This window comes from Streptomyces sp. ML-6 (genome assembly GCF_030116705.1).
In the GTDB taxonomy this organism is placed as follows: domain Bacteria; phylum Actinomycetota; class Actinomycetes; order Streptomycetales; family Streptomycetaceae; genus Streptomyces.
In genome coordinates this window covers 769,219-794,175 of record NZ_JAOTIK010000001.1, presented here as the reverse complement: position 1 = coordinate 794,175, position 24,957 = coordinate 769,219, and the positions used below count along the sequence as shown (strand labels likewise).

Genomic DNA, 24,957 nt, shown 5'->3' with positions numbered 1-24,957 from the left:
CGGGCTCTGACCGGCCCACCGCCCCGTCACCTCCCTTCCACTCGCAGCCGTACGGGGCCCCACAGTCCGCTCATGCGCTGCCCGGGGAAGACGAAATGCGTCGGGCTCGTCGCGTCCAGCCGGGGCGCCAGCGTCCCGAACACGGTGATGTCGACGGTGTGGGTGCCGGGACCGGCCAGTCCCGTCAGATCGAACACGTACGGGGAACACACCCGCACCCCGGCGGCCGCTCCGCCGATCCGCACCTCCGCCGTCCCCCGGACCCGCCCGAGGTCGAGCAGGACGCGTCCCCCGGCGGCCCCCTCGGGCACCGTCATCTCACGGCTGTAGCGCACCCCGCCGCTGTACTCGGCCAGGCCCAGGGTCTCCCAGTCGCCGAGGCGGATCAGCCCGGGACCGACCGTGCAGCGCAGCGGGCCGGCCAGCGCGGCACCGCCCTCCCGGCCGGGGCGGGTGCGCAGGCGCAGGGCCGCGGTCCGCGGTCCGTGCGGCCCGTCGGCCGGCAGCTCGACCGTCACGGTGCGCACCCCCCGCTCCCCGACGGCGCCCACCTCGGCGGCGTGCTCGACGCCGTCCACGTACACCGTGACCCCGCCGTGCACCGGCACCGCCAGCCGGGTCGCGCCGGGCGGCAGCAGGCACCACAGCCACTCCACGGCGGCCCGGTGGCCGGGGACCGCGAACCGGACCGGCACCACCGTGCCGTCGTCCGCGTCCGGGTCCAGCCAGCGGGCCCCCGGCAGCGGGTGCGGGCGGCGGCGCAGATGCAGGGCCGCGGGGTCGCCCACCGGCTCGCGGCGCACCGCGACCGGCTCGCGCCCCCGGGCTCCTCCGCTCCACCACGTGGCGTCGCTGTGCAGCGTCACCACCCGGCCCCCGGCCCCGTCGTCGAGGACCGCGTCCACGAGGACCGCGCGCTCGCCCTCGCCGGACGTCTCCACGGTGATGTCGTTGTCGCCGGGGCGCAGGGCCGCCGCCACGTCGTACCGGCGCACCCGGGGGACCGCGTGCTCGGCGTACGGGTCGAAGCCGCCCTGCCTGCCCACGAGCCGCCCGTTCACCCGCAGCGCGCAGGGCACCCGGGAGGCCAGCTGGACCACGGCCCGGACGGGGAGGACCGGCAGGCGCAGCGTCGTGCCCACCGTCCCGGGGGCGAGGATCCACTCCGGGCGCCCGTAGCGCTCCGGGTCGCGGACGAGCGCCAGGTGCGCCCGCAGCACGCAGTCCCGGTCGGGGACCAGGTCGAGGCGGAGCGGCCGGGGGCCGGCCGCCGCCCGCACCCGGCCCATCGCGAGATGACCCCGGTCGTCCAGGGGCACGGGCACGCCGTCGAGCCGGACGCTCTTCGCCGCCGCGGCCCCGACCGCGAGGTGCCCGTCGAAGTCCTCGTCGAGGTGCAGCACCGTACGCAGCCGCACCGGCTCCCCGGCGACCGCGTGGCCCAGGTGCGCGAACTCCTCGGGCACATGCCCCTTCGGCCCCAGCACGGCGCGGTGCACCGGGTCCTTGCGCACGCCCAGCGAATCGGACCATTCGAGGACCGACGGGCGGCCCCGCCCTGGGGCCCCGCGGGAGACGACCGCCCGCGGACCGAACGTCGCGTGCACCGTGGCCCGTGCCCGGCGGGCCCCTTCCGTCCCCGCCCAGCCATCCCGCACACCGTCCTCGCCCGCCGCCTCCACCCGGTGCCCGAAGGTCCGGTACTCGGTGACCGCCGGGCCGGCGCGCGGCGGACCCGTGGCGGGGCGGGCGAAGTCGCCCCAGGTGTCGTCGAGGGTCGGGACGAGCGTCATCCGCCAGTCCGCGTCCGGGGGGACCTCGACGGTGACGACGGCCGCGTCCGCACCGGACCCGGCGGGGGAGGACGGGGGCAAGGGGGCCGCCGGGGGCCCGTTCCCGGCCGGGAAGACCAGCAGCGCCGCCGGTCCCGTGTCGAAGGGGACCTCGACCTCCACGGCGCGGGCGTCGTCGGCCGAGGGCACCGCCGGCAGGGTCCGCGGCGCCCCGCCGAACGGGTCCAGCAGGACCGCGGGCCCCGCCACGTCCCGCACCCGCACCCGGGCACTTCGCGCGTAGCGGCCGGGATCGAAGTCGTAACGGGCGTCCAGCCAGCCCAGCGCGGCACCCCGCTCGTCGGGGGCGGCGACGCCCGCCCGGGTCGCCCGGGGGCTGCCCGCGGTCAGGAACACCACCGTGGCACCGTCCACCCGGCGCGCGAGCGCGGGCACCGGGGCGCGGACGGCCTGGACCGCCCCGGCCAGCGCGGCGGCCAGGGAACCCTCCGGGTCGTCCGAGGCCGGTACGTGCACGGCCCGGCCGTCCGCGAAACAGGCCCGCAGCCCGGCCGCGGTGACGGCCGCCGGACCCGGGCCGACGAGATGCTCGGGAAGCGCGCCGAGCGCGATCAGCCGACCGCCGGCCGAGGCGAACTCGACGAGCCGGTGCGCCGTCTCCCGCTCGACGACGGTGCACGCGGGCAGCACGACCGTGCCGTACGCCTCGTCCGCCACCTCCAGCCGCACCCCGTCGGGGGACCGGGAGAGCCGGGCACGGGCCAGGGAGGCGTCGTCGACGACATCGGCGTCCAGCCCCAGCCGGTCCAGGGCGCCCGGCCGGGTGCGGAACCAGGACATCTCCCCCACGAGGCCGAGATACACCGACTGGGCCTGCGCCGCCGCGTCGGTGACCCCGTCCAGGGCGGTGCCGGCCTGGGCCGTGGCGGTCGGCAGCAGGATCGCGACGTCGCACAGGTGGCGGCCCGGGCTCAAGGCCGCGCACAGCCGGGCCACCGCGTCGGCGAGGACCCGGTGGTGGCGCCAGTACGGCTGCCGCCAGTCGGTCGCGGGCGGCGCCCACTCCCACCAGCCGCCCTTGGTCGTGTAGTAGACCGCGTGCGGGTTGTAGAGCGTCGCCCCGGCCCGCAGCCACGGCAGCAGCCAGTCGAACGTCTCCTCCAACGTCCCGCCCCAGCCGGTGGAGTGGAACGCCTCGATCCAGGTGCGGGGGCGGCCGTAGAGGTGGGCGAGCGAGGAGTGGACGCGGGCGTCGCCGTGGTGGTCGCAGCCGGGGGCCGAGAACCAGCGGTGGGTACGGGCGTAGTCGGCGTACAGCCGCACGCCCCCGACGGGGTGCCCGGCCCGGGCGGGGTCCTGCTGGTCGCAGCCGACGAGCAGGCCGTGCCGCTCGTGCCAGGCGGCCAGCGGCCGGAAGAACGCCGCCTCGGCCAGTTCGGCACGGGTGTCGTGGTAGTCGCGGCGGACCCGGTGGGCGTCCGGGTCCGTGCCGTCGGTGTACAGGGCGTCGAGCCGTGCGGTGACGTCGTACCCGTGGCGGTGCAGGAACGACGCGGCGAAACCGGTGGACCAGGTGGGCAGGGCGGGCAGCTCGTCCTGGAACGAACCGACGACGACGGTCCCGAGGCGGTCGCCGAGCCGGCGCCCGAACTCCCCGTGCACTCGGTCCAGCAGCGCCGCGCACGCCTCCTCGCCGAGGTAGTCAAAACCGAGCGCGTCGTGGTGATGGAGGGTCAGGCGCCAGCGTCCGGGGCCGGGCGCCCGCACCACCCCGTCGGCCACCGGAACCGGCACCGCGGGGCCGGTGCCCCGGCCCTCGCCGTCGACCGGTTCGGCACCGCCCGCCAGGGGTCGGGCGCCGGGGGGACAGCGCAGCTGCCCGGGCCGGGCGGCCGAGGACTCGACCACGGCGCGGGTACGGCCGAGCCGGCGCCCGGCGCGGTCGGGCCGTTCGTCGACGAGACGGGCCTGGAGATCGGCGCCGGAGAAGCCGAGCTGGTCGTAGAACCAGAGCCCCACCCCCAGTTCGCGGGCGTCCTCGCACACCCCGTCGAGCAGCGCCCACCAGGCGTCGGAGAGGAAGGGCGGATCATCGGCGTCGGAACCGAACAGCGGGCCCGACGGCGCCAGGTTGAGCAGGACGAGCTGGTGCACCCCGCCCTCGGTGAAGCGCTCCAGCTGGGCCCGCAGCCGGGACCGTTCGAGCCGCTCCCCGCTCCACCACCAGATGGCGACGGGGGAGAAGGCGCGCGGCGGATCGGCGAACGCGGCCGCCAGGCCCGGCGGGAGGGGCCGGTGTCCGGGATGTGCCATGGGAGGTCCTCACCCCTTGAGGCCGCCTGCGAAACCCTTGATCACGTAGCGCTGGAGGAGCACGAAGACCACCAGGATCGGCAGGGCGGCGAGCACCAGCCCCGCGAAGACGAGGCCGTAGTCGGAGACGTACTGCCCGACGAAGGCGAAGATGCCCACCGGCACGGTCTCCCGGCCGGAACCGCCCAGGTACAGCAGCGGGGTGAAGAAGTCGTTCCAGACGAACACGGCGTTCAGGATGATCACGGTGCCGGTGATGGGGCGCAGCAGGGGGAAGACCACCCGGGCGAAGGCCTGCCGGTGGTTGCAGCCGTCGATCAGCGCGGCCTGGGCGTAGTCCTGCGGCAGCGCACGGATGAAACCGGTGTACAGGAAGACGGTGAACGGCAGCTGGATGCCGGTGTAGAAGAGCACCATGCCGTGGTACGTACCGAGCCAGCCCAGGTCGTCGACGAGTTTGTAGAGCGGGATCATGCCGAGCTGGAACGGCAGCACGATGCCCAGCAGGAACAGGACGTACAGCCCGTAGCCGAGGCCGCGGGCCCGGCGCGCGAGGTAGTGGGCGCCCGTGGAGCCGAGGACGACGAGGAGCAGCAGACTGACGGCGGTGATGACCGTGCTGCTGAGCAGGGCGGGCCCCAGCGACGCGGAGGACCAGGCGTGGCCGAAGTTGTCGAAGGTCGGCGGCGAGGGCGGTGCCAGGGGCGAGTCGGCGATCTGCCGGGGGTCCTTCATCGCCAGGGTGACCAGGGCGTACACCGGGAAGAGGAAGACGACCGCGACGGCGATCATGACCAGTTCGAGGGCGTACCGTCCGAAACGCGGGCCGCGGCCGCCGCGGGGCCGCTCTCCCACCGGTCCGCGGGCCGTTGCGACGCTCACGCGGTGACCTCCCTCGCGCGCAGGTAGCGGAGCTGTACCAGGGACACCGCGGCCACGAACAGGGCGAGGACCAGGGCCACCGCGGTGCTGTACCCGAACTTCCCGTAGACGAAGGCCTCCTTGTACAGCACGGTCGACAGCGTCTCGCTGGAGGTGCCGGGGCCGCCGTTCGTGGCGGCGTACACCTGGTCGAAGAGTTTGAGGCCGCCGATGGTCGACAGCATGAGGTTGATCGTCAGCGCCGGGGCCAGGAGGGGCCAGGTGACGTAGCGGAAGCGCTGCCAGGGGCCCGCCCCGTCGATGCGGGCCGCCTCGTGGAGCTCGGCCGGCACGCCCTGGAGTCCGGCCAGGAAGACGACCATGGAGTAGCCCGCGTACTGCCACACGACCATCGCGGCCACCGACCACAGGGCGAGCGAGGGGTCGCCGAGCCAGTCCTGGCGCAGCCCGCCGAGCCCGATCGCGCCGAGGACCCCGTTGAGCCCGGCGCCGTTGTCGGGGTTGTAGATGTACTTCCACAGGATCGCGACCATGACCGGGCTGACCACCGCGGGCGCGAAGAAGACCAGCCGCAGCACGGCACGGGACCGGATGCGGGCGTGGACGCCGAGGGCGAGCAGCAGCCCGATGCCGTTCTGGACGACGACCACGGCGACGGTCAGCAGCAGGGTGTTGCCGACGGACTCCAGGGCCCGGTCGTCGTCGAGCAGGGTGCGGAAGTTGTCCAGGCCGGTGAAGGAGAAACCGCCGATGCCGGACCAGTCGGTGAAGGCGTACATCACCCCGGCGAGGCTCGGATAGAGGACGACGACCGCGTAGACGAGGAGCGCGGGCACGACGAAGAGCCGGGGCGGGAGGGTGTGGTCGCGGCGCCGGGCCGGACGGCCGGAGCCGGGGCGCGGCCCCGGCCGCTTCCCGGCGACCGCGCGTTCCTCGGCGGAGGTGCTCGTCACAGTGCCTTCCCGTAGGCCTCGTCCATCCGGGCCAGCGCGCCGTCGACGTCCGTCTTGTCCGCGAGCAGTTCCTGCACGGCGGCGAAGTGGGCGGGCTGCACCTCGGCGTTGGGCCAGCTCTGGTCCATGAAGGGGACGGCACGGTTGTCGTCGATGAGGGGCAGGAAGGAGCCGAGGACCGGATCGATCCTGGTCGAGGAGTCGCGCTTGAACGGGATCGCGGCCACGGACTGCGCCCAGCGGTCGACGTTCTCCTGCTTCCCGAGGAACTCGACGAACGCCTTCGCCCCCGCCGACTTCTTCGACCGCGCGGAGATCCCGACCCCGACGACGATGCCCGCCGGGATCCACAGCTTCCCGGCGTCGTCACCGCCGGGGAAGGGGAACATGCCGAGGTCGTCCGGGTTCCGGGCGGCCTGGCGGAAGTTGGCGAGCACGGCGGAGACCTGGACGGCCATCGCCGCCCTGCCCCCGGCGACCATCGAGGTCTGCTGCTCGTACGTCGTCCCGTTGGGGTTGTCGTTGAAGAAACCCCGGCGCTGCAGCTCCTTGTACCTGCCCATCGCCTCGGCCCATCCGGAACCGCGGAAATGTGCCTTGCCGGAGGCCATTTCGGCGTCGAATCCGGGATTCTTCGCGTAGACGGCATTGGGGACCAGGGCGTAGGTGATCAACTGGGTCACCCAGGGGGTCTGGGCGCCGAGCGCGATCGGGATCACGCCCTTCGCCTTCAATTTCGCGCAGACGGCGAGGAGTTCGTTCCAGGTCCGGGGTGGTTCGACCTTGGCGTCGGCGAAGACCTTCTTGTTGTGGATGGCGCCGATGACACTGCTGCCCGCCGAATACAGATAGGTCCTGCCCTCGTGCCGGTAGGCGGGGTGGAAATTCTTCGGGACCTCCTCGGTCCAGCTCTGTCCGCTGAGATCGGCCAGCAGCCCGGCCCGGGCCAGCTCGACCATGGACATGGCACTGCCGCTGCCGGGATAGAGCACGTGCACGTCCGGGGCGTTGCCGCCGGCGAGCTGGGTGCGCACCACCGTCTGGACCTGGTCCGTGGGCGCGAAGGAGGTGGCGAACGAGGCGTCGGGGTGGGACGCGCGGTAGCGCGCGACCATGTCCTCCATCGGCTTCTGCTGGTCGGCGACGCCGACGACGCGCAGCTTCCCGGAGCCGCCGCCCGAATCGGAGCAGGCCGTCAGGACGGGGGGAAGCGCGGCGAGCGCCGCGGCCCCGCCGCCGATGCGGAGAAAGCCGCGGCGGCCGACCGTGCCCCGGCCCGGCCGGGGATGGGAACGCGTCGTCATGGTGTGTCCTCCTCGTGCTGACGGACGGGCGGGTTCGATGTGCCGAGGCCGGGGACGGGCGACGGCCGGACCGTGCCGGGCGCCCCGGAGAGGGCGTCCGTCGGAGCGTAGGCGGCGGTGAAGCGGTACGTGCCCGAGGACACGCGGTGGAACACCTGGCCGGAGGCGGACACGACCGGTGCGACATGGGGGTCGCCGGCCCCCGGCGCCACCCCCGACTCGCGGACCGAGCCGGGGTCCGTGGTGGGCACGTACACGTCGGCGGTGGCGCCGGGCGGCACCCGTACGCACAGGATGATCCTTTCTTCATCCCGTTCCCAGGAGACCGCGACGGTGCCGCGGACCGATTCGTGGCGGGCGCTCGCGCGGCGGAGGGGGCCGGGCCGCGGCCGGATCAGCAGCCGCCGGTACCCCGTGGAGTCCGGCGTCTGGTCCAGCCCCGCGACACCCCGGTAGAGCCATTCGCCGATCGAGCCGAGCGCGTAGTGGTTGAAGGAGTTCATCGAGGGGGCGCGGAACCCCGTCTCGGGCGTCCACCCGTCCCAGCGTTCCCAGATCGTGGTGGCGCCGTGCCGCAGGGGGAAGCGCCACGACGGCACCTCGTCGCGCAGCAGGAGGGCGTGGGCGAGGTCGGAGTGTCCGTGGGCGTCGAGGACGGGGGCGGCGAGCGCGACCCCGAGGAAACCCGTCAGCAGGGCGGGACCGGCCGAACCGACGAGCTCGGCGAGCCGGGCGGCGGCGGCACCGGTCAGGCGGTCGGGCAGCAGCTCGAAGGCGAGCGCGACGAGGTAACCGGTCTGGGTGTCCCCGGCGACGCGCACCCGGGGGCCGTCCGCCCCGGCGTCGTCGACCGTGACGAAGCGCTCGGCGAACACGCGCCGGACGTCATCGGCCAGCCGGTGGTACCGCCGGGCGGTGTCCTCGTGCCCGAGGACACCGGCGGCCTTCGCGGTGAGCCGGGCACTGTGCGCGAAGTACGCCGTGGCGATGACGTCGCGCGGGGTGGGGGTGCCGGGGGCGAGCCAGTCGGAGAAGTGCGGGCCCACCCGGTGGCGCCAGACCAGGTCGGGGTTGTGACGGCGGATCAGGTCGACCCAGGCGCACATGCCGTCCAGCGCCCGGGAGAGGAAGCGCGGATCGTCGTAGACGCGGTGCAGGTGCCACGGGACGATCACCCCCGCGTCGCCCCAGCCGGGCGCGCCCTCGTCGGCCACCCCCACGAGCCGCGGGGCGACGTTGGGGAATCCGCCGTCCGGGGTGCGGGCGTCGTCGATGTCGCGCAGCCACTTGGTGAAGAACGCGGCGACGTCCGCGTTGAGCGCGGCGGTGGGCAGGAACACCTGCGCGTCCGCCAGCCAGCCGAGCCGCTCGTCGCGCTGCGGACAGTCCGTGGGCACGCTGACGAAGTTCGAGCGCTGCCCCCACGCCACGCAGTCGTGGAGCCGCCGCAGCTCGGCGTCCGAGCAGTCGAACTCCCCGGCCCACGGGGTGTCGCTGTGCAGGACGACGGCGACCGCATCGTCCTCGGACAGCTCCGGCAGACCGCTGATCCCGGCGTACCGGAACCCGTGGTACGTGAACCGCGGCTCGAACACGACGGGCCCGCGCCCGTCCCCGACGAGCACGTCGGTCGCGGCGGCGGTGCGCAGATTCGCCGTGTACAGCTGCCCGGACCCGTCCAGGACCTCCGCGTGACGGATCGTCACCCGGGCCCCGGCCGCGAGCCCGGCCACCCTCAGCCGCACCCGGCCGGCGATGTTCTGGCCGAAGTCGACGACATGGGTGCCCGGCAGGACGCGGCGGACCGAGCGCGGGCGCAGCTCCCGCGTCGCCCGCACGGGCTCGTCGACGGACGCCACGAGCAGCCGGTGGTCGGTGTCCGTGACCAGGGCCGGGGACCAGCCGGAGTCGTCGAAACCGGGCAGCTCCCAGCCGTCGCGCGCGTGGCGCAGGTCGTGGCACTCGCCCATCAGCAGATCCGCGTGCCGCACCGCCCCGGTGGCGGTGCGCCAGGTCCCGTCGGTGACCACCGAGGCCTCGGTGCCGTCCGCACCGGTCATCCGGAGTTCCGCCAGGAACTGGGGGAACGAGCCGTAGTGGGCCCCGGCCCGGCGCGGTTCGAAGCCGACGAACCCGCTCCACCAGCCGTCGGCGAGGGTGGCCGCCAGCACGTTCTCCCCGTCGCGCAGCGACCCGGTCACGTCGTACGTCTGGTACTGGACCCGGTGGCGGTAGTCCGTCCAGCCGGGTGCCAGTTCGGCGTCGCCGACCCGTACGCCGTTGAGCCGCACCTCGTACAGCCCCCGCGCGCTGACGTACAGCCGGGCCCGGGCGCCGGCCGACGCGGTGAAGGAGCGCCGCAGGACCGGGCACGGGGCGAGCCCGTGGTCGTCGAGGGCGAACTCGCCCTCGGTGGGCGCGTCCATGACATCCACCGGGCCCGGTTCGTGGGCGATCCACGACGCCCGCCACCGGGCGGCGCCGGTGAACGCCGTCTCGAACCAGGACGTGGCCTCGGCGGGGACGTCCGTCCCGGCCCGCCACACCGACACCCGCCAGTGACAGCGCGTCAGGGGCGGCAGGGCCGGCCCGGCGTACTGCACGGCCGTCGCGCCGCGGGCTGCCAACCGGCCGGTGTCCCACAGGAGTTGGCCACCCCCGTCCAGGTCCTCGACGCGTTCGGCGACCCGGACCCGATGGGCCACGGGATCGTCGCCGCGGAGATCGGACACGAGCCGCCAGGACAGCCGGGGCGCGGCCTCGTCGATCCCCAGCGGGGTGGTGCGGTGCTCGCACCGCAGGGCGTGGGGCCGCAGCGTCGTGGTTCCGGAACGGCTGTGCGCCGCCCCTTCGAAGGGTCGGGGGACGGGCGGATCGGCTGCCGGGGAACCGGACACGAGCACGTCCTTCCGTCGCACCGAATTTCCCGATGTGAAATCTAACGTTAATTCTGTGGCGTGGAGACTATGAGTCGCCCCGGGGGGTGTCAAGGGTGTTGCCGACCTGTCCCCCGGTCGCCCCGGAAAAGGGGTGATGTTGCCCCAACTAGCCGTCTGTGAACGGTATTGCGGGCGTCGGTGGGTGGTCTTGTGGCGCGTGATTCCCTGTGATATTCACCCTGTGATTACCACATGGACGGACGTGAAATCACGTGCCGCTCCCGGCTCGTACCGGACGGAATTCCGCCCGACGAAGGGACGAGTTTCATGCAGATGGACAGTGCGTCAAGTGGTACCGGAGCATTCGGCAGACGGATGATGCTCGGCGGAACGATCGGCCTGGCCCTGGCCGCGGCCGGGGCCTCCGCGGGCAGGGCATGGGGTGACACGCCCTTCCGCGAGGACCCGTTCGCCCTCGGGGTCGCGTCCGGCGACCCGTGGCCGGACGGGGTCGTGCTGTGGACCCGTCTCGCCCCCCAGCCCCTCGCCCCCGACGGAGCCGGGGGCATGCCGCCGTACGCCGTCGACGTGCAGTGGGAGATCGCCCGCGACGAACGCTTCCGATCCGTCGTGCGCCGGGGACGCACCCGTGCGGTGCCCGAACTCGCCCACTCCGTCCACGTCGAGGTCTCCGGACTGCAGCCGGGCAGACACTACTACTACCGCTTCCGGGCCGGCGGCGTGCACAGCCCCGTGGGGCGCACCCGCACCGCGCCCCCGCCGCACAGCCGGCCCAAGGAGCTCGGCTTCGCCTTCGTCTCCTGCCAGGCGTGGTTCGAGGGCTTCTACACCGCCTACCGGCACCTCGCCGAGGAGGACGTCGACCTGGTCCTGCACCTGGGCGACTACATCTACGAGAACCCCATCGACGCCATGGGCGGCGTGCGCAACGTCCCCGTCGCCGCCGAACTGCGCCCCGAGCCGATGAACCTCGCCCAGTACCGCAACCGCCACGCCCTGCACCGCTTCGACCCCGACCTCATCGCCGCCCACCGCGCCCACCCGTTCGCCGTCGTCTGGGACGACCACGAGGTCGAGGACAACTGGGCGCGCGACAGGTCCAAGGTCGACACCGAACCCGACCAGGACCCCGCGGTCTTCCGCGAACGGGCGGCGGCGGCCTTCCAGGCGTACTACGAGCACCTGCCGCTGCGGCTGCCGAACCGCCCGAACGGCTTCCGGACACGGATGTACCGCAGCCTGCGCTACGGGCGGATGGCCACCTTCCACATCCTCGACACCAGGCTCTTCCGCGACGACCAGCCCTGCGGCGACGGCTCCAGGACCGGCTGCGCCGACCGGCTGACCCCCGGCCGCACCATCCTCGGTCCCGAGCAGGAGCAGTGGCTGTACCGCGGCCTCGGCCGCTCCGACGCGACCTGGAACATGATCTCCCAGCAGATCCCGGTGACCCAGGTCGACACCGACCCCGGCCCCGGTCAGACCTTCGTGATGGACTTCTGGGACGGCTACGTGGACGCGCGCCAGAGACTGTTCAAGGAGATCACCGACCGCAGCGTGAACAACCCGGTGGTGCTCACCGGCGACATGCACCGCCACCTCGCCGCCGACCTCAAGCGGGACTTCGACGACCCGGAATCGCCCACGCTCGGCGTGGAGTTCGTCGGCTCGTCCATCTCCACCAGCAAGGACGGGATGGACCTGGACCCCTCGGGAGCCAGGCTGCTCGCCGCCAACGAGCACATAAAGTTCACCAACTTCCAGCGGGGATACGTGCGTTGCGCGTTGACCCGGGAGACCTGCCGGGCCGACTTCCGGGTCCTGCCGTACGTGACCACCCCCGGCGCACCCGTGTCGACCCGGACCTCCTTCGTGACCGAGGCGGGCAGGCCCGGAATCCAGCAGGCCTGAGCGGGCGGCGGGCCTGAGTGGGCAGTGGGCCTGAGCGGGCAGTGGGCCGCCCCCGCCGGGAGAGCGGCGGGGGCGGCCCGGACCTGGAGGAACCGACCTCGGCCCTTGACCCTCACGTGACGTCAGGCCGCATAGTCGGACCCGTGGAAGATCACTGGACCGTGGGACGCGTGGCAGGGCTGGCCGGCGTGACCGTCCGCACCCTGCATCACTATGACGAGATCGGGCTCGTGCGCCCTTCGGCGCGGACCGCGGCCGGATACCGGGCCTACTCGGCGCGTGACGTGGAGCGGCTTCGGGAGGTGCTGGCCTACCGGCGGCTGGGCTTCGGTCTGCGAGAGGTCGCGGAACTGGTCGGCGACTCCTCGACCGACGCGGTCGCGCACCTGCGCCGGCTGCGCGGCCTGCTGCTGGAGCGACGTGACCGCGCCGATGCCATGGTGGCGGCCATCGACAGGGAACTCGGGGCACGGGCGAAGGGACTGACAGTGACACCGGAGAAGCAACTGGAGATGCTCGGTGCGCGGCTGTACGACGCGATCGGCGGCGCCTACACCACGACCCGGCGGACCGAGCCCCGGATCGCCGCACAGATCCTGGACGCGCTCGGGGACGCGCAGAGGGTGCTGAACGTCGGGGCCGGCACCGGCTCCTACGAGCCTGCCGGCCGTGACGTGACCGCGGTGGAACCATCGGCGGTCATGCGGGGACACCGGCCCCCCGGCTCGGCGCCGTGCGTGGCCGCCGCCGCGGAGAACCTGCCGTTCGAGGACCAGTCCTTCGACGCCGCGATGGCCGTCTCCACCGTTCACCACTGGGGGGACCCGCTGGCGGGGCTGCGCGAGATGCGGCGGGTGGCCCGCCGGGTGGTGGTGCTCACGTTCGACACCGACGAGCCCGGCTGGCAGGACCGGTTCTGGCTCACCCGGGACTACCTGCCCGAGTTCGCCGCCGTCCTCGCGGGATTTCCCTCGCTGGCCGGGATGGCCGACGCGATCGGCGCCCGCGCCGAGCCGGTCCCCGTCCCGTGGGACTGCGCCGACGGCCTGTTCGAGGCTTACTGGCGCCGACCGGGGGCGTATCTGGAGGAGCACGTGCGCCGCGCGATGTCGGTGTGGACGAGGGTAGGTCCGGAGGCCGAACAACGGGCGGTACGAAGCCTCGGCGACGACCTCGAATCCGGCCGGTGGGCCGAGCGCAACAGCGCCCTCGCAGACCTCGACGCGGCAGATCTCGGCCTCCGCCTGCTCGTGGCCTGAACGGCCGCCGGTCGCGCCCGGGCCCCACCGGGCCGACCAACCCCGGCAGGCGCGGGGGGGCCACCGGGCCCTCGGCGGATTTCCCGTAGGCCCCGGCATCCGGCATCCGATGGCCCCCCGGGGCCGCCTCAGGACTCGCGGGTCGCTGCCATCCCCAGCGTGATCAGGCCGAGCACGACCCAGCCGAACCAGAGCCAGCCGCTGCTCCCCAGTGCCACCGTGTACGCGGTGACCACCACCAGGGCTCCCAGCGTGAGCATTCCCATGGTCTTCGTGGATCCGGACATGCCCGCACCCTCCTCGTCGGCCGCACGGCCGTGGATGCCATCGTCACCCCTGAGGCATGCCCACCGCTACCGTCCGCGCGCCTGCAAAGAGGCGAGATAGGCGTTGTACGCCTCCAGCTCCTGGTCCCCGTTGCGCTCCGCCGCGCGGTCGGAGCGCTTCGCCGTCCGCTGCTCGGAGCGGTACCACTGGAAGACCAGCGCGATCAGCACCAGCACCGACGGGATCTCGCTGAAGGCCCAGGCGATGCCGCCCGCCCAGTTCTGGTCGCTCAGCGCGTCGATGCCGAGCGAGGCCGGCGGATGCTGGTACGTCTCCACCATCGGGGTGGACGCCATCATCAGCGCGATGCCGAAGAACGCGTGGAACGGCATCCCGGCGAACAGCTCCAGCATCCGCATGACGTAACCGGGCCGGTGCGGCCCCGGGTCGACGCCCATGATCGGCCAGAAGAACACCAGGCCGACCGCGAGGAAGTGCACCATCATCGCGATGTGGCCGGTCTTCGAGCCCATCAGGAAGTCGAAGAGCGGGGTGAAGTACAGCGCGTACAGGCTGGCGATGAAGATCGGGATCGTGAAGGCCGGATGCGTGATGACCCTCATGTACCGGCTGTGCAGCAGCATGAGCAGCAGCTCGCGCGGGCCGGTGCGGCCGCGCCCGGCGACCGGCAGCGCGCGCAGGGCCAGGGTCACCGGGGCCCCCAGCAGCAGCAGGATCGGCGACAGCATGCTGATCACCATGTGCTGCACCATGTGCACGCTGAACATGACCATGCCGTAGTCGTTCAGCTTGGTGCACATCACCAGGGCGATGCTCAGCACGCCGACGACGAAGAAGACGATCCGGCCGACCGGCCACTCGTCCCCGCGTCTGCGCAGCCGCACCACGGCGTACCCGTACAGGGCCAGGCCCAGCACACAGCCGATGAGGAAGAACGGGTCGGCGGAGAATTGAAGCCCCCGTCCCAGCGTGAACGGCGGCAGGTCCATGTTCATGCCGTGCCCGCTGTGGTCCATCTGTTCACTCCCGCTGGGGACGTCCCCGTTTCGCGCCGGTTGTCCCGACCAGAGTAGAACCGCCCCCGGCCGCGGTTGCGGCCGGGGGCGGTTCCGGGGACGGGGCGGCGCTCAGAGCACGCACTCCGCCTCGGCGTACCGCTCCGTCGGAACCGTCTTCAGGGTCTCCACGGCCTGGTTCAGCGGCACCATCACGATGTCCGTGCCGCGCAGCGCCGTCATCATGCCGAACTCACCGCGGTGCGCGGCCTCCACCGCGTGCCAGCCGAAGCGCGTGGCGAGCACCCGGTCGTACGCGGTCGGCGTGCCGCCGCGCTGCACGTGGCCGAGGATCACCGGGCGGGCCTCCTTGCCCAGGCGCTGCTCCAGCTCGGTGGAGAGCCGCGTGGCCATGCCGGCGAAGCGCTCGTGCCCGTAGATGTCCTTGCTGCCCTGCTCGACCTCCATGGACGAGCCCGCGCGCGGCTTCGCGCCCTCGGCGACGACCACGATCGCGAACTTCTTCCCGGCCGAGAAGCGCTTGCCGACCACCTCGGTCAGCTCGTCTATGTCGAAGGGGCGCTCCGGCACCACGATGGCGTGCGCACCGGCCGCCATGCCCGAGTGCAGGGCGATCCAGCCGGTGTGGCGGCCCATGACCTCGACGATGAGCACCCGCTGGTGGGACTCGGCGGTGGTCTTGAGCCGGTCGAGCGCCTCGGTGGCGACACCGACGGCGGTGTCGAAGCCGAAGGTCACGTCGGTGGACGCGATGTCGTTGTCGATGGTCTTGGGCACACCGACGATCGGCAGTCCCGCCTCGGACAGCAGATGGGCCGCCTTCAGCGTGCCCTCGCCGCCGATCGGGATGATCGCGTCGAGACCGAGGTCGGAGACGTGGCCCCGGGCCTGCTCGACGCCGCCGCGCAGATGGGCGGGCTGGACCCGGGAGGAGCCGAGGATCGTGCCGCCGCGGGCGAGGATGCCGCCGACCGCGTCGAGGTCGAGCCTGCGGTAGTCGCACTCCAGCAGGCCCTTCCACCCGTCGTGGAAGCCGATGACCTCGTCGCCGTGGTCGACCACCGCGCGATGTACGACGGAACGGATGACGGCGTTGAGGCCGGGGCAGTCGCCGCCGGAGGTGAGAACACCAATTCGCATTGCCCGGGAAACCTTTGCAACGTGGGCCGACGACCGGACCCCGTCGTCCGGCTGGTTCCCCGCCACCCTACCGGCGCAGGGTGGCGGGACCGAACCGGGCGTCCACCTGCTGGAATCCGCTCAGACGAGCGAATCGGGCCTCATCAGGCGGGCTGGGTCGCGGCCGCGATGCGCTCGGCGCGCAACGCCTCGTACCAGCGGTCGTCGGTCGGCGGCAGGGCGTTCACATCGAGGGCCAGCTTCAGCAGCAGGTCCGCGATCTGCGGGTTGCGCGCCATGACGGGGCCGTGCATGTACGTGCCGAAGACGGTGTCGTTGTACGCGCCCTCGGTGCCGTCACCGGTGCCGTTGCCCCGGCCGAGCTTCACCCGGGCGAACGGCCGTGCCGTCGGGCCGAGATGGGTGACGCCCTGGTGGTTCTCGAAACCGGTCAGCGGCGGCAGGCCGAGGTTCGGGTCGATGTCGGCCAGCACGTCACCGACGCACCGGGCCCCCTCGCCGCGGGTGGAGACCACGTCGAGCAGCCCGAGGCCGGGCTCGCGCTCGCCGAGGTCGTTGATGAACTCGTGCCCGAGGATCTGGTAGCCGGCGCAGACCGAGAAGATGATCGCGCCGTTGGACGCGGCCCGGCTGAGCCCGCCGTCGCGGCGCAGCCGCTCCGCGGCGAGGCGCTGCGGCCGGTCCTCGCCCCCGCCGATCAGGTAGATGTCGCCGGACGTCGGCACCGGCTGGTCGCTGCGCACGTCGACGCGCTGCACGTCGAGCCCGCGCTGCCGGGCCCGGCGTTCCACCACCAGTGCGTTGCCCTGGTCGCCGTAGGTGCTGAGGAGGTCGGGGTAGACCCAGACCAGACGCAGACCGTTGTTGCTCATGCTTCGTCCTCTCCGGAGATGGCCGGGCCCGGGGTCAGTTGCCGACACGACGGCGCAGATCCTGGAAGGCGGTGTAGTTGGCGATGACCTCGATACGGCCGGGCGGGGCCTGCTGCACGGCCTCGTCGAGGGTCTCGCAGACCCGGAAGTCCAGACCGGCCACCTCGAGGCGGACCGCCAGGTCCAGCTTGCGGTCGCCGAGCACGAAGATCGGGTGACCGGCGAGCTGGGTGTAGTCCACGTCCCACAGCCAGGAGGTGTCCGTGCCGTCCGCGCCGCGGGCGTTGACGGAGAGGATCACCGGCGTCGGCGGCGGGTCGATCAGGGAGAACGTCTCCAGCCAGCCCGCCGGGTTCTTCGCCAGCAGCAGCCGCAGCTCACGGCCGAGGAAGCTCACCACGTCGTAGCGGCCGGCGACGGCCTGCACCTGGTACATCCGCTCCAGCGCGACCTGCGGCGGCACACCGAAGACGGCGGCCACGGCGGCGGAGCTGGTGGCGTTGGCCTTGTTGGCGCGGCCGGGCAGCTGGAGGTGGATCGGCCACGCCGAGCCGTGCGGGTCCAGCACGTAGTCGCCGTGCAGCACCCAGCTCGGCGCGGGGCGGCGGAATCCGCACTCGCCGCAGAACCAGTCGTCGCCCGGACGCTGCATCACACCGCCGCAGGCGGGGCAGGACCAGGCGTCGTCCTTCCACGCCTGACCGGCCGCCACCCACACCACGTTGGGGGAGGAGGACGCCGCCCAGACGATCAGCGGGTCGTCGGCGTTGGCGACGATCACGGCCTTGGAGCCGGACAGTCCCTCACGCCACTTCTCCGCCAGCATCCGGGTCTCCGCCGCGCGGTCCAGCTGGTCGCGGGAGAGGTTGAGCAGCGCGATCACCTTGGGCGTCGTGTCGCGGGCGACCCCGGCCAGATACTTCTCGTCGACCTCGATCACGCCGTACTGCGCGTCCGAGCCGCCGGCCAGCGCCGAGGTGATGCCCGCGGGCATGTTGGCGCCGAGCGCGTTCGACACGACCGGGCCGGCGGCCCGCAGTGCCTCGGCGATCAGCCGGGTGGTCGTCGTCTTGCCGTTCGTCGCCGACACGAGGATCACGTCCAGGTGCTGCGCCAGCCGCCCCAGCAGGTCGGGGTCGAGCTTGAGCGCCACCCGGCCGCCGATCACCGATCCGCTGCCGCGCCCCGCGGCGCGCGACACCGCCGCCGCGGCCCTGCCCGCCGTCACGGCCAGCTTGGCCCGTGGCGACAGCGGCTCCGTGTTGCCTGCCATCGTCCTAGATCCTCCTTGCATCGGTCCGTGCCCAGCCTATCGATGTCCGGCGCGACGACCGCACCCTGGCACCGCCGGAGAGGCCGTGGCCACGCGGAACGTACGATTGCGGCCATGCGAAACCGCCCGATCCCCGGCAGTTCCGGCCTGATCCGCGCCATGAGCCTGCTCGGCGATCCGGTGCTGCACGGCGCCTGCGAGCCCGTCACGGACTTCGGCCCCCCGCTCGCCCGGCTCGTCGAGGACATGTACGCCACCATGTACGCGGCCGAGGGGGTCGGCCTCGCGGCCAACCAGATCGGCGTTCCGCTGCGGGTGTTCGTCTACGACTGCCCGGACGACGAGGACGTCCGCCACCTCGGACATCTCGTCAACCCCACGCTCGTCGAGGCGGACGGCATCACCGTACGCGGCCCGGAGGGCTGTCTGTCGCTGCCCGGCCTGGAGGCCGGCACCCCGCGCTTCGACCGCGCCGTCGTCGAGGGCTTCACGGTGGAGGGCGAGCCGGTGCGGGTAACCGGCACCGGTTTCTTCGCGCGCTGCCTCCAGCACGAGTGCGACCACCTCGAAGGCACCGTCTACACCGACCGGTTGACCGGATTGCGCCGTCGTAGGGCGCTGCGCGCGGCCCGCCGGGCGCCCTGGGCGCGCACCGCCGGCTGAGCGGCCGTCGGCCGGCCTCAGAAGCCCGGCCCGCCGGGCCGGTCCTGCGCGGCGGACAGCCGGCCCCACAGCAGGTCCGCCAGGCTGCGCACCAACTGCTCGCGGGAGCAGGGGCGTTCACCGAGCCACCAGTCGCCGGCCGCGTGCATCATGCCGACGATGCCGTGGCCCCAGATGCGGGCCGTGGCATCGCTGTCCGGGCCGAGGTCCACCCGCTCGGCGATCACCAGGGCGAGTTCCTCGCCGAGCCGGCGCAGCAGCGGCGCCGAGTGCCGCCCGACGTCGAACCCCTGCTCCGTCGCGGGGGCCGCGTCCTCGGCGGGGTGCATCAGGAAGCGGTAGACCTGGGGCCGGGCCTCGATCGCCGCGAGATAGGTGTCGAGCGTCGACTCGACGCGCTGCCGGCGCTCGGCGGGGGCGTCGAGCGCGGCGCGCAGGGCGATCAGCAGGGCGTCGGTGTGGCGCTTGGCCAGGGCGCGGTAGAGACCGCCCTTGTCGCCGAAGTGCCGGTAGAGGATGGGCTTGGTGATCCCGGCCTCCGCCGCGATGGCGTTCATCGAGGCGCCGGGACCGTCCCTGAGCACCACGCGGTCGGCGGCTTCGAGCAGCTCGCGACGGCGGTTTTCGGCCGCCGTCCGCTGCCGCTCGGCCTGTCGTGTGGTCTCCATGTCGCTTCTCCCCGCCCTGCCCGTGCCATTACGTCCTGCCTGCGCAACGTAACACTCTGCCCAGGGGAGCGCGGATCGGAAGCAGTGTGGTTGACAGTGGCTACTTGTCGGTAACAGACTGCGGTTACCGCAAGTAACGAGTGGTTTTTCACGGCAGTACCTGGAGGGGAACATGGCGGAGTTCACGCTCGAACTCAACGACGACCAGAAGCAGGTCCGTGACTGGCTTCACGGCTTCGCCGCGGACGTGATCCGGCCGGCGGCCTCCGAGTGGGACGAGCGTGAGGAAACTCCCTGGCCCGTCATCCAGGAGGCGGCCAAGGTCGGCATCTACTCCCTCGACTTCTACGCCCAGCAGTTCTTCGACCCCACGGGCCTGGGCATCCCGATGGCGATGGAGGAACTCTTCTGGGGCGACGCGGGCATCGCCCTGTCGATCGTCGGAACGGGCCTCGCGGCCGTGGGCGTCCTGGCCAACGGCACCGAGGAGCAGATAGGCACCTGGATCCCGCAGATGTACGGCGACGCCGACGACGTCAAGGTCGCCGCCTTCTGCTCCTCCGAGCCGGACGCGGGCTCCGACGTCGCCTCGATGCGCACCCGCGCGGTGTACGACCGGGCCAAGGACGAGTGGGTGCTGAACGGCACGAAGACCTGGGCGACCAACGGCGGCATCGCCAACGTCCACGTGGTCGTCGCCGTGGTCGACCCGGAGCTGGGCTCCAAGGGACATGCCTCGTTCATCGTGCCGCCGAACACCCCCGGCCTCTCCCAGGGCCAGAAGTTCAAGAAGCACGGCATCCGCGCCTCGCACACCGCCGAGGTGGTCCTGGAGGACGTCCGCGTCCCCGGCCACTGCCTGCTCGGCGGCAAGGACAAGCTCGACCAGCGCCTGGCACGGGCCCGCGAGCGGGCCGCGTCCGGCGGCGAGCGGGTGAAGAACGCCGCGATGGCCACCTTCGAGGCGTCCCGGCCCGCGGTCGGCGCCATGGCCGTCGGCACCGCCCGCGCGGCGTACGAGGTCGCGCTGGACTACGCGAAGACCCGCACCCAGTTCGGCCGGCCGATCATCGACAACCAGGGCGTCGCCTTCCAGCTCGCCGACATGCGGACCCGGATCGACGCGGCCCGGCTGCTGGTCTGGCGCGCCTCGTGGATGGCGACCACCGGAAAGCCGTTCACCTCGGCCGAGGGCTCCATGTCCAAGCTGTACGCGAGCGAGACGGCGAAGAAGGTCACCGCCCAGGCCGTCCAGATCCTCGGCGGCAACGGCTTCACCCGCGAGTACCCGGTGGAGCGGATGCACCGGGACGCGGCGATCTACACGATCTTCGAGGGCACGAGCGAGATCCAGCGCCTGGTCATCGCCCGCACCCTGTCGGGCATGCCCATCCGCTGACCCGGGAGGGAACGGGGCGGGGCGGACGGCCCCGCCCGTCGGCCGCCGGGGACGGGACCGCCGTCGGGCGGGTCCGCCGTCGGGCGGGTCCGCCGTCGGGCGGGTCAGGCCGAGAAGCCCGGCCGGACCCGCGACGGCACGGGTCAGGCGGGCAGCAGGGCCTCGATGGCGGCGACGAGTTCCGGGGCCTCCGGCTCCACGCGCGGACGCAGCCGGGCCACCGGCACGCCCGCCGGGGAGATGAGGAACTTCTCGAAGTTCCACTGGACGTCGCCCGCCTCGCCCTCCTCGTCCGCGAGGGCGGTCAGCTCGGCGTAGAGCGGGTGGCGCCCCTCACCGTTCACCTCGGTCTTCTCCAGCAGCGGGAAGCTGACCCCGTACGTCGTCGAGCAGAAGGTCCGGATCTCCTCCGCGCTCCCCGGCTCCTGGCCGGCGAACTGGTTGCACGGGACGCCGAGCACGGTGAACCCGCGTTCCTGGTACGTGTTCTGGAGCCGCTCCAGCCCCGCGTACTGCGGGGTGAGTCCGCACTTCGACGCGACGTTCACCAGCAGGACCGCCTGCCCGGCGTACTCGGCCAGGGAGGTGGGTTCGCCGGTGAGGGTGCGCAGGGGGATGTCGTGCAGCGTCATGAGGGCCTCCTCGTAGATGTGGCTACCGGCGGCCATTGTCGCGCCCCGGCCGGCCGGCACGAAACCGGTGGCGGGACCGTTCGAATCCCGCGCACGCCGCCGACCTGCGGGAGCCCGGCCCCGCACCGGACGGGGCGTGCCACCGACGGGCGACCCATGACCGGATAAGACCCGGACCGCCGGGCGGCTTCACGCGGAGGGAACGTCGCCGGACGGCTTCCCGCGGAGGGAACTCCTCCTGCCGGTCGGAGGGTTGGCCGCCCGCCCGGACCGCGCGCGACGGTCCCGCCCGGCCGGCCCGGATCATGCGCCCTCCTGCGGGAGTTCCGGCCGGGCGGGGCCGATGGCCTTGTAGTAGAGCGTCGTCGGCTTCAGCACCCCGGCCGGGTCGCCCGCGTAGTCCGGGATCGAACCGCACCGCGTCCAGCCCGCCGAACGGTAGAGCCGCTCGGCGGGGCTGCCGCTCTCGGTGTCCAGGACCAGCAGCGTGACGCCCGCGTCGGCGGCCGACCGCTCGGCGGTGTCGAGCAGCGACCGGCCGAGCCCCCGGCCGCGGGCCGACGAACGGACCATCAACTTGGCCACCTCCGCGCGATGACGGGCATTGGGCAGCCGGGCCCGGGCCAGCGTGATGGTTCCGACCACCCGCTCCGCGTCGCGGGCGATCCAGACCTGGAGGAGACCGGCGTCGACGGCCTCGGCCTGCTCCCGCCACCAGGCGGCGGCCACGCCCCGGTCCAGCGGCGCGAGGAAACCCACCGACGCACCGCCGTCCACGGCATCCACCAGCAGGGCTGCCAACTCATCGGCGTAGGTGACCAGTTCGGGCCCGGACGCACAGACGATCGCGGTCATGGGCGGAGTCCCTTCACGGTGTTCACAAAGGTCACGGGCTTCTTCCCGGCCGTCGAGGCCGTCGGTGCGGTCACGGCAGGACGATCATCAGGGCGTAGCGGACCGGCTCCGGCCCGGGGCAGTGGAAGTGCGAGGGGCCGTGCAGCCGGAAGCGGAGACAGTCGCCGCTGCGCACCGTGTGCGCGGTGCCGTCGACGGTGATCTCGACCGTTCCCTCCAGCACCCAGACGTGCTGCTCCATCCCCGGCACGGGCGCGTCCTCGTAGGCGATGGCGGCCCCCGCGCCGAGGGTGCCCTCGACGACCTCCGCGCGCAGACCGGCGTGCGGAGGTGAGACCGACCGGCGTACAAAGCCCGACGCCTCGTCCCGCCACACCGGTTGCCGTCCCGCGGGGACGAGTTGCGGAGCCTCCGCCTCCACCTCCAGCAGCAGCCGGGACATCGTCCGTCCGTAGACCGTGCACAACGTGTTGAGCAGGGCCGCCGTCGGGCTCAACTCGCCGCGCTCCAGCCGGGACAGCGTGGAACGGCTCACCCCGCTGCGCCGCGAGAGTTCGTCCAGCGACCAGCCGCGCTCGGCACGCAGCCCGCCCAGCCGGGTGGCGAGCCGGGCATCGACGGAGCCGGGCCCCGTCTCCTCGGTTTCTCTCATGATGGAGACAATATCCCGGTCTTGAGACGGATCGGGTCGTGGCGGCGCAGCGCGCCCCGGCCGTTCTGCCGAACGAGTGGTGACGTGCCAGGCTTGTTCGAGGGAGGTCCCGGTGGCCCGCCCCGGGCCTGCCGGGCTGCTCTGCTACTCGAGGAGGTCGCAATGGCCAGTACCGGCCACGCACCGAGAGCGGCGCCGGACGCCGCGAGCTCGAACCACCCCTTCCGGATCGGCTGGGCCGCTTTCGCGGCGGTCCTGATGATCTTCGGCGGGGCGATGATGATCTTCGAAGGCATAGCTGCCATCGCCAAGGACGACGTGTTCGTCGTCGCGCGCGACTACCTGTTCCGGTTCAACCTCACCGGCTGGGGCTGGATCCACCTCATCCTGGGCATCGTCATCCTCATCGCGGGCTGCGCGCTGTTCACCGGCGCCGCCTGGGCGCGCGTCGTCGGCATCGTGATCGCGGGACTGTCGGCACTCGCCAACTTCCTGTGGCTGCCCCACTACCCGTTCTGGGCGCTGGTGCTCGTCGCCATCAACGTCTTCATCATCTGGGCCCTGTGCGCCCCGTACAAGGAGAGAACCACTTAGGTCGGAGGAGGGCGGCCGGGCGTCTCAGGACGCCTCGGCCGCCGGGAGCCGGCCCGCGCGCACCGCGTCGACGAGCGCCCGGTGGTCCCGCTCGTTGCGGTCGGCGTACTTCTCGGCGAAGCACGCCACCGCACGGTCGAACGCGGGCCCGCGCCCCAGGTACGCGGCGATGGCGATCCGGTCCCCGGAACGCGCGTGGGCCCGTGCCAGCGTGGCGCCGCACACCTCGCCGAACACCCGCATGCCGGACGGCACCATCTCCTCCGGCTCGGCGATCCCCTTCCAGTCGCGCAACTGGCGCACGTAGAAGTCGCGACGCCGGCCGTCCAGCCCCTCCACCCGCTCCCAGCCGAGGAAGATGTCGCTCGCCGCCTGCATCATCCGCTGGCCCGAGACCACGCGCTCGCCCTGGTTGTCGCAGGAGGAGGCGCCGAGATGGGGCGCGAGGACCGAGACGCCGGCCTCCTTGGCCTGGAGGAGGAGCGGGTCGTCGCCGTCCCGCCCGAGCATGAGGATGATCCAGCAGCGCGTCCCGACGCTGCCGACCCCGACCACCTTGCGCGCCATGTCCACGAACCGGAAGTCCGAGAGCAGCGCCCGCCGGTCCGAGGACAGACTGCGTCCGTAGCGCGTGATCAGCCCGCGGAACAGCTGCTGCACCGCGTCGCGCTCGACGTCCGGGAGCAGATCGGCCACCGGCACCAGCAGCGGCGGGTCCGCCGCGATGCGCGGCCGCCCGTCCACCGTCTCGGTGAGTTTGCCGAACGCCTGCAGACTGTCCCGGGTACGGGCCTTCGCCGCGGCCCGGTCCAGCCGTGCGCGGCCGCGCTTCGCCAGCTGCCCGGCAGCCAGCTCCTTGAGCCGGCCGATGTCGATCCGCGAGTACCAGACGTCGAGATTGCGCATGCCGGCGAACCGGTGCATCGCCTCCCGGTACGACCTCAGCGTGGTGAGCACGATGTCCGCGCGCTCCTTGTCCGTGAAGCCGTTCGCCCGCCCCGCGATGACGAAGCTGGTCGCCAGGCGCTTGACGTCCCACTCCCAGGGGCCGGGCAGCGTCTCGTCGAAGTCGTTGATGTCGAACAGAAGGTTCCGTTCCGGCGAGGCCAGCAGCCGGAAATTCAGCAGATGGGCGTCCCCGCACAGCTGGGCCCTGATCCCGCTGTTCGGGGTGGTGGCCAGGTCGGAGGCCATGATCGCGGCGGCGCCCCGGTAGAAGCGGAACGGCGACTCGATCATCCGCCCGTAGCGGATCGGTACGAGTTCGGGCACCCGGGCGGCCGACTGGGTCTCGAGGATGCCCAGCGGATCGGGCCGGTCCACCGGTGGTACGAACTCGGCGTGGCTCGAACGCGGGGAGGCCCGCCTGGCCGCCTTGCCGCGGGCCGCCCGCTGCTCGGGCGTCGCGTGCGGCGCCGTCCGGAGCAGCCGGCCCGGGTCCTGGGGCGTCGAGCCCGGCTCCTGGGGCATGGGGACCCTCCTGCCGCTGTACGGGCGCCGCGCCGTACGGCGCCGGGGCACGGGTCCGCGGGACGGACGCCTTCTCGGCAGGTGCCCGCGGCCCCGAGTCCGATCATCGCGGTTCGACGG

General features: G+C 72.9%; 20 protein-coding genes. 5 read left to right on the top strand and 15 right to left on the bottom strand.

Annotation, left to right across the window (positions count from 1 at the left end; genetic code table 11):
• Positions 1–26 precede the first annotated feature (26 nt).
• The 5 genes from OCT49_RS03410 to OCT49_RS03390 are packed head-to-tail and all read right to left on the bottom strand — an operon-like array spanning position 27 to position 10,142.
• Entirely contained in the window at positions 27–4,106 is a 4,080-nt protein-coding gene (locus OCT49_RS03410; RefSeq protein WP_283850416.1) for a hypothetical protein, read from the bottom strand.
• Between the two features lie 9 nt (positions 4,107–4,115).
• A complete protein-coding gene (locus OCT49_RS03405) occupies positions 4,116–4,988 on the bottom strand; it encodes a carbohydrate ABC transporter permease (protein WP_283850415.1) in 873 nt (290 codons plus the stop codon).
• Positions 4,985–5,941 carry a carbohydrate ABC transporter permease gene (locus tag OCT49_RS03400; RefSeq protein ID WP_283850414.1) on the bottom strand — a complete coding sequence of 319 codons (957 nt, stop codon included), beginning with the start codon at positions 5,939–5,941 and terminating at the stop codon, positions 4,985–4,987. The genes OCT49_RS03405 and OCT49_RS03400 overlap by 4 nt, the downstream gene beginning before the upstream one ends.
• Entirely contained in the window at positions 5,938–7,245 is a 1,308-nt protein-coding gene (locus tag OCT49_RS03395) for an extracellular solute-binding protein (RefSeq protein WP_283850413.1), read from the bottom strand. The genes OCT49_RS03400 and OCT49_RS03395 overlap by 4 nt, the downstream gene beginning before the upstream one ends.
• Complete coding sequence (locus OCT49_RS03390) at positions 7,242–10,142, bottom strand: alpha-L-rhamnosidase (protein ID WP_283850412.1); 2,901 nt, start codon at positions 10,140–10,142, stop codon at positions 7,242–7,244. Before OCT49_RS03390 ends, OCT49_RS03395 begins: the two co-directional genes overlap by 4 nt.
• 315 nt (positions 10,143–10,457) lie before the next feature.
• Here OCT49_RS03390 and OCT49_RS03385 point away from each other — a divergent pair, with 315 nt between their 5' ends.
• Together OCT49_RS03385 and OCT49_RS03380 are read left to right on the top strand one after the other, a co-directional pair.
• The gene (locus OCT49_RS03385; protein ID WP_502963447.1) at positions 10,458–12,056 is read left to right on the top strand and encodes an alkaline phosphatase D family protein; all 1,599 of its coding nucleotides are present in this window, start codon (positions 10,458–10,460) and stop codon (positions 12,054–12,056) included.
• A gap of 161 nt (positions 12,057–12,217) precedes the next feature.
• On the top strand, positions 12,218–13,315 hold the full coding sequence (locus OCT49_RS03380; RefSeq protein WP_283855653.1) for a MerR family transcriptional regulator: 1,098 nt from the start codon (positions 12,218–12,220) through the stop codon (positions 13,313–13,315).
• A 128-nt stretch (positions 13,316–13,443) separates the two neighbouring features.
• Here OCT49_RS03380 and OCT49_RS03375 read toward each other — a convergent pair whose 3' ends face one another.
• From OCT49_RS03375 to OCT49_RS03355, 5 genes are all read right to left on the bottom strand, one after another.
• Positions 13,444–13,602: a hypothetical protein gene (locus OCT49_RS03375; RefSeq protein WP_283850410.1), complete on the bottom strand. Its 159-nt coding sequence runs from the start codon at positions 13,600–13,602 to the stop codon at positions 13,444–13,446.
• A 66-nt stretch (positions 13,603–13,668) separates the two neighbouring features.
• Positions 13,669–14,619 (bottom strand): cytochrome c oxidase assembly protein, encoded by a 951-nt coding sequence (locus tag OCT49_RS03370; protein WP_148837868.1) that lies wholly within the window; start codon positions 14,617–14,619, stop codon positions 13,669–13,671.
• A 111-nt stretch (positions 14,620–14,730) separates the two neighbouring features.
• Positions 14,731–15,759, bottom strand: a complete 1,029-nt coding sequence (locus OCT49_RS03365; protein WP_283850409.1) for a 6-phosphofructokinase — start codon at positions 15,757–15,759, stop codon at positions 14,731–14,733.
• Positions 15,760–15,902: 143 nt separating this feature from the next.
• A complete protein-coding gene (locus OCT49_RS03360; protein WP_283850408.1) occupies positions 15,903–16,631 on the bottom strand; it encodes a type 1 glutamine amidotransferase in 729 nt (242 codons plus the stop codon).
• Between the two features lie 34 nt (positions 16,632–16,665).
• Positions 16,666–17,904, bottom strand: coding sequence for a Mur ligase family protein (locus tag OCT49_RS03355; RefSeq protein ID WP_283850407.1), 1,239 nt, complete (start codon positions 17,902–17,904; stop codon positions 16,666–16,668).
• A gap of 114 nt (positions 17,905–18,018) precedes the next feature.
• Between OCT49_RS03355 and def the strand changes: the two genes are divergently transcribed.
• Positions 18,019–18,567: a peptide deformylase gene (gene def / locus OCT49_RS03350; protein WP_187438754.1), complete on the top strand. Its 549-nt coding sequence runs from the start codon at positions 18,019–18,021 to the stop codon at positions 18,565–18,567.
• Between the two features lie 17 nt (positions 18,568–18,584).
• Here def and OCT49_RS03345 read toward each other — a convergent pair whose 3' ends face one another.
• Positions 18,585–19,235, bottom strand: a complete 651-nt coding sequence (locus OCT49_RS03345) for a TetR/AcrR family transcriptional regulator (protein ID WP_283850406.1) — start codon at positions 19,233–19,235, stop codon at positions 18,585–18,587.
• 172 nt (positions 19,236–19,407) lie between these two features.
• On the opposite strand from OCT49_RS03345, the gene OCT49_RS03340 reads away from it, so the two are divergent.
• Positions 19,408–20,634 carry an acyl-CoA dehydrogenase family protein gene (locus tag OCT49_RS03340; protein WP_283850405.1) on the top strand — a complete coding sequence of 409 codons (1,227 nt, stop codon included), beginning with the start codon at positions 19,408–19,410 and terminating at the stop codon, positions 20,632–20,634.
• Between the two features lie 143 nt (positions 20,635–20,777).
• Here OCT49_RS03340 and OCT49_RS03335 read toward each other — a convergent pair whose 3' ends face one another.
• From OCT49_RS03335 to OCT49_RS03325, 3 genes are all read right to left on the bottom strand, one after another.
• Positions 20,778–21,266: a glutathione peroxidase gene (locus OCT49_RS03335; protein WP_283850404.1), complete on the bottom strand. Its 489-nt coding sequence runs from the start codon at positions 21,264–21,266 to the stop codon at positions 20,778–20,780.
• A 303-nt stretch (positions 21,267–21,569) separates the two neighbouring features.
• Entirely contained in the window at positions 21,570–22,121 is a 552-nt protein-coding gene (locus OCT49_RS03330; RefSeq protein WP_283850403.1) for a GNAT family N-acetyltransferase, read from the bottom strand.
• A 70-nt stretch (positions 22,122–22,191) separates the two neighbouring features.
• Positions 22,192–22,773, bottom strand: coding sequence for a helix-turn-helix domain-containing protein (locus OCT49_RS03325; RefSeq protein ID WP_283850402.1), 582 nt, complete (start codon positions 22,771–22,773; stop codon positions 22,192–22,194).
• A gap of 162 nt (positions 22,774–22,935) precedes the next feature.
• Here OCT49_RS03325 and OCT49_RS03320 point away from each other — a divergent pair, with 162 nt between their 5' ends.
• The gene (locus OCT49_RS03320; RefSeq protein ID WP_283850401.1) at positions 22,936–23,367 is read left to right on the top strand and encodes a DUF7144 family membrane protein; all 432 of its coding nucleotides are present in this window, start codon (positions 22,936–22,938) and stop codon (positions 23,365–23,367) included.
• A gap of 24 nt (positions 23,368–23,391) precedes the next feature.
• On the opposite strand, the gene OCT49_RS03315 is transcribed toward OCT49_RS03320, so the two are convergent.
• Entirely contained in the window at positions 23,392–24,837 is a 1,446-nt protein-coding gene (locus tag OCT49_RS03315) for a DUF2252 domain-containing protein (protein WP_283850400.1), read from the bottom strand.
• Positions 24,838–24,957 lie beyond the last annotated feature (120 nt).

Excerpts from the sequence above, each read along its gene's own strand:
- OCT49_RS03410 (WP_283850416.1), bottom strand. The coding sequence starts at position 4,106 with ATGGCACATCCCGGACACCGGCCCCTCCCGCCGGGCCTGGCGGCCGCG.
- OCT49_RS03395 (WP_283850413.1), bottom strand. The coding sequence starts at position 7,245 with ATGACGACGCGTTCCCATCCCCGGCCGGGCCGGGGCACGGTCGGCCGC.
- OCT49_RS03385 (WP_502963447.1), top strand. The coding sequence starts at position 10,458 with ATGGACAGTGCGTCAAGTGGTACCGGAGCATTCGGCAGACGGATGATG.
- OCT49_RS03375 (WP_283850410.1), bottom strand. The coding sequence starts at position 13,602 with ATGTCCGGATCCACGAAGACCATGGGAATGCTCACGCTGGGAGCCCTG.
- OCT49_RS03370 (WP_148837868.1), bottom strand. The coding sequence starts at position 14,619 with ATGGACCACAGCGGGCACGGCATGAACATGGACCTGCCGCCGTTCACG.
- OCT49_RS03365 (WP_283850409.1), bottom strand. The coding sequence starts at position 15,759 with ATGCGAATTGGTGTTCTCACCTCCGGCGGCGACTGCCCCGGCCTCAAC.
- OCT49_RS03360 (WP_283850408.1), bottom strand. The coding sequence starts at position 16,631 with ATGAGCAACAACGGTCTGCGTCTGGTCTGGGTCTACCCCGACCTCCTC.
- OCT49_RS03355 (WP_283850407.1), bottom strand. The coding sequence starts at position 17,904 with ATGGCAGGCAACACGGAGCCGCTGTCGCCACGGGCCAAGCTGGCCGTG.
- def (WP_187438754.1), top strand. The coding sequence starts at position 18,019 with ATGCGAAACCGCCCGATCCCCGGCAGTTCCGGCCTGATCCGCGCCATG.
- OCT49_RS03345 (WP_283850406.1), bottom strand. The coding sequence starts at position 19,235 with ATGGAGACCACACGACAGGCCGAGCGGCAGCGGACGGCGGCCGAAAAC.
- OCT49_RS03340 (WP_283850405.1), top strand. The coding sequence starts at position 19,408 with ATGGCGGAGTTCACGCTCGAACTCAACGACGACCAGAAGCAGGTCCGT.
- OCT49_RS03335 (WP_283850404.1), bottom strand. The coding sequence starts at position 21,266 with ATGACGCTGCACGACATCCCCCTGCGCACCCTCACCGGCGAACCCACC.
- OCT49_RS03330 (WP_283850403.1), bottom strand. The coding sequence starts at position 22,121 with ATGACCGCGATCGTCTGTGCGTCCGGGCCCGAACTGGTCACCTACGCC.
- OCT49_RS03325 (WP_283850402.1), bottom strand. The coding sequence starts at position 22,773 with ATGAGAGAAACCGAGGAGACGGGGCCCGGCTCCGTCGATGCCCGGCTC.
- OCT49_RS03320 (WP_283850401.1), top strand. The coding sequence starts at position 22,936 with ATGGCCAGTACCGGCCACGCACCGAGAGCGGCGCCGGACGCCGCGAGC.
- OCT49_RS03315 (WP_283850400.1), bottom strand. The coding sequence starts at position 24,837 with ATGCCCCAGGAGCCGGGCTCGACGCCCCAGGACCCGGGCCGGCTGCTC.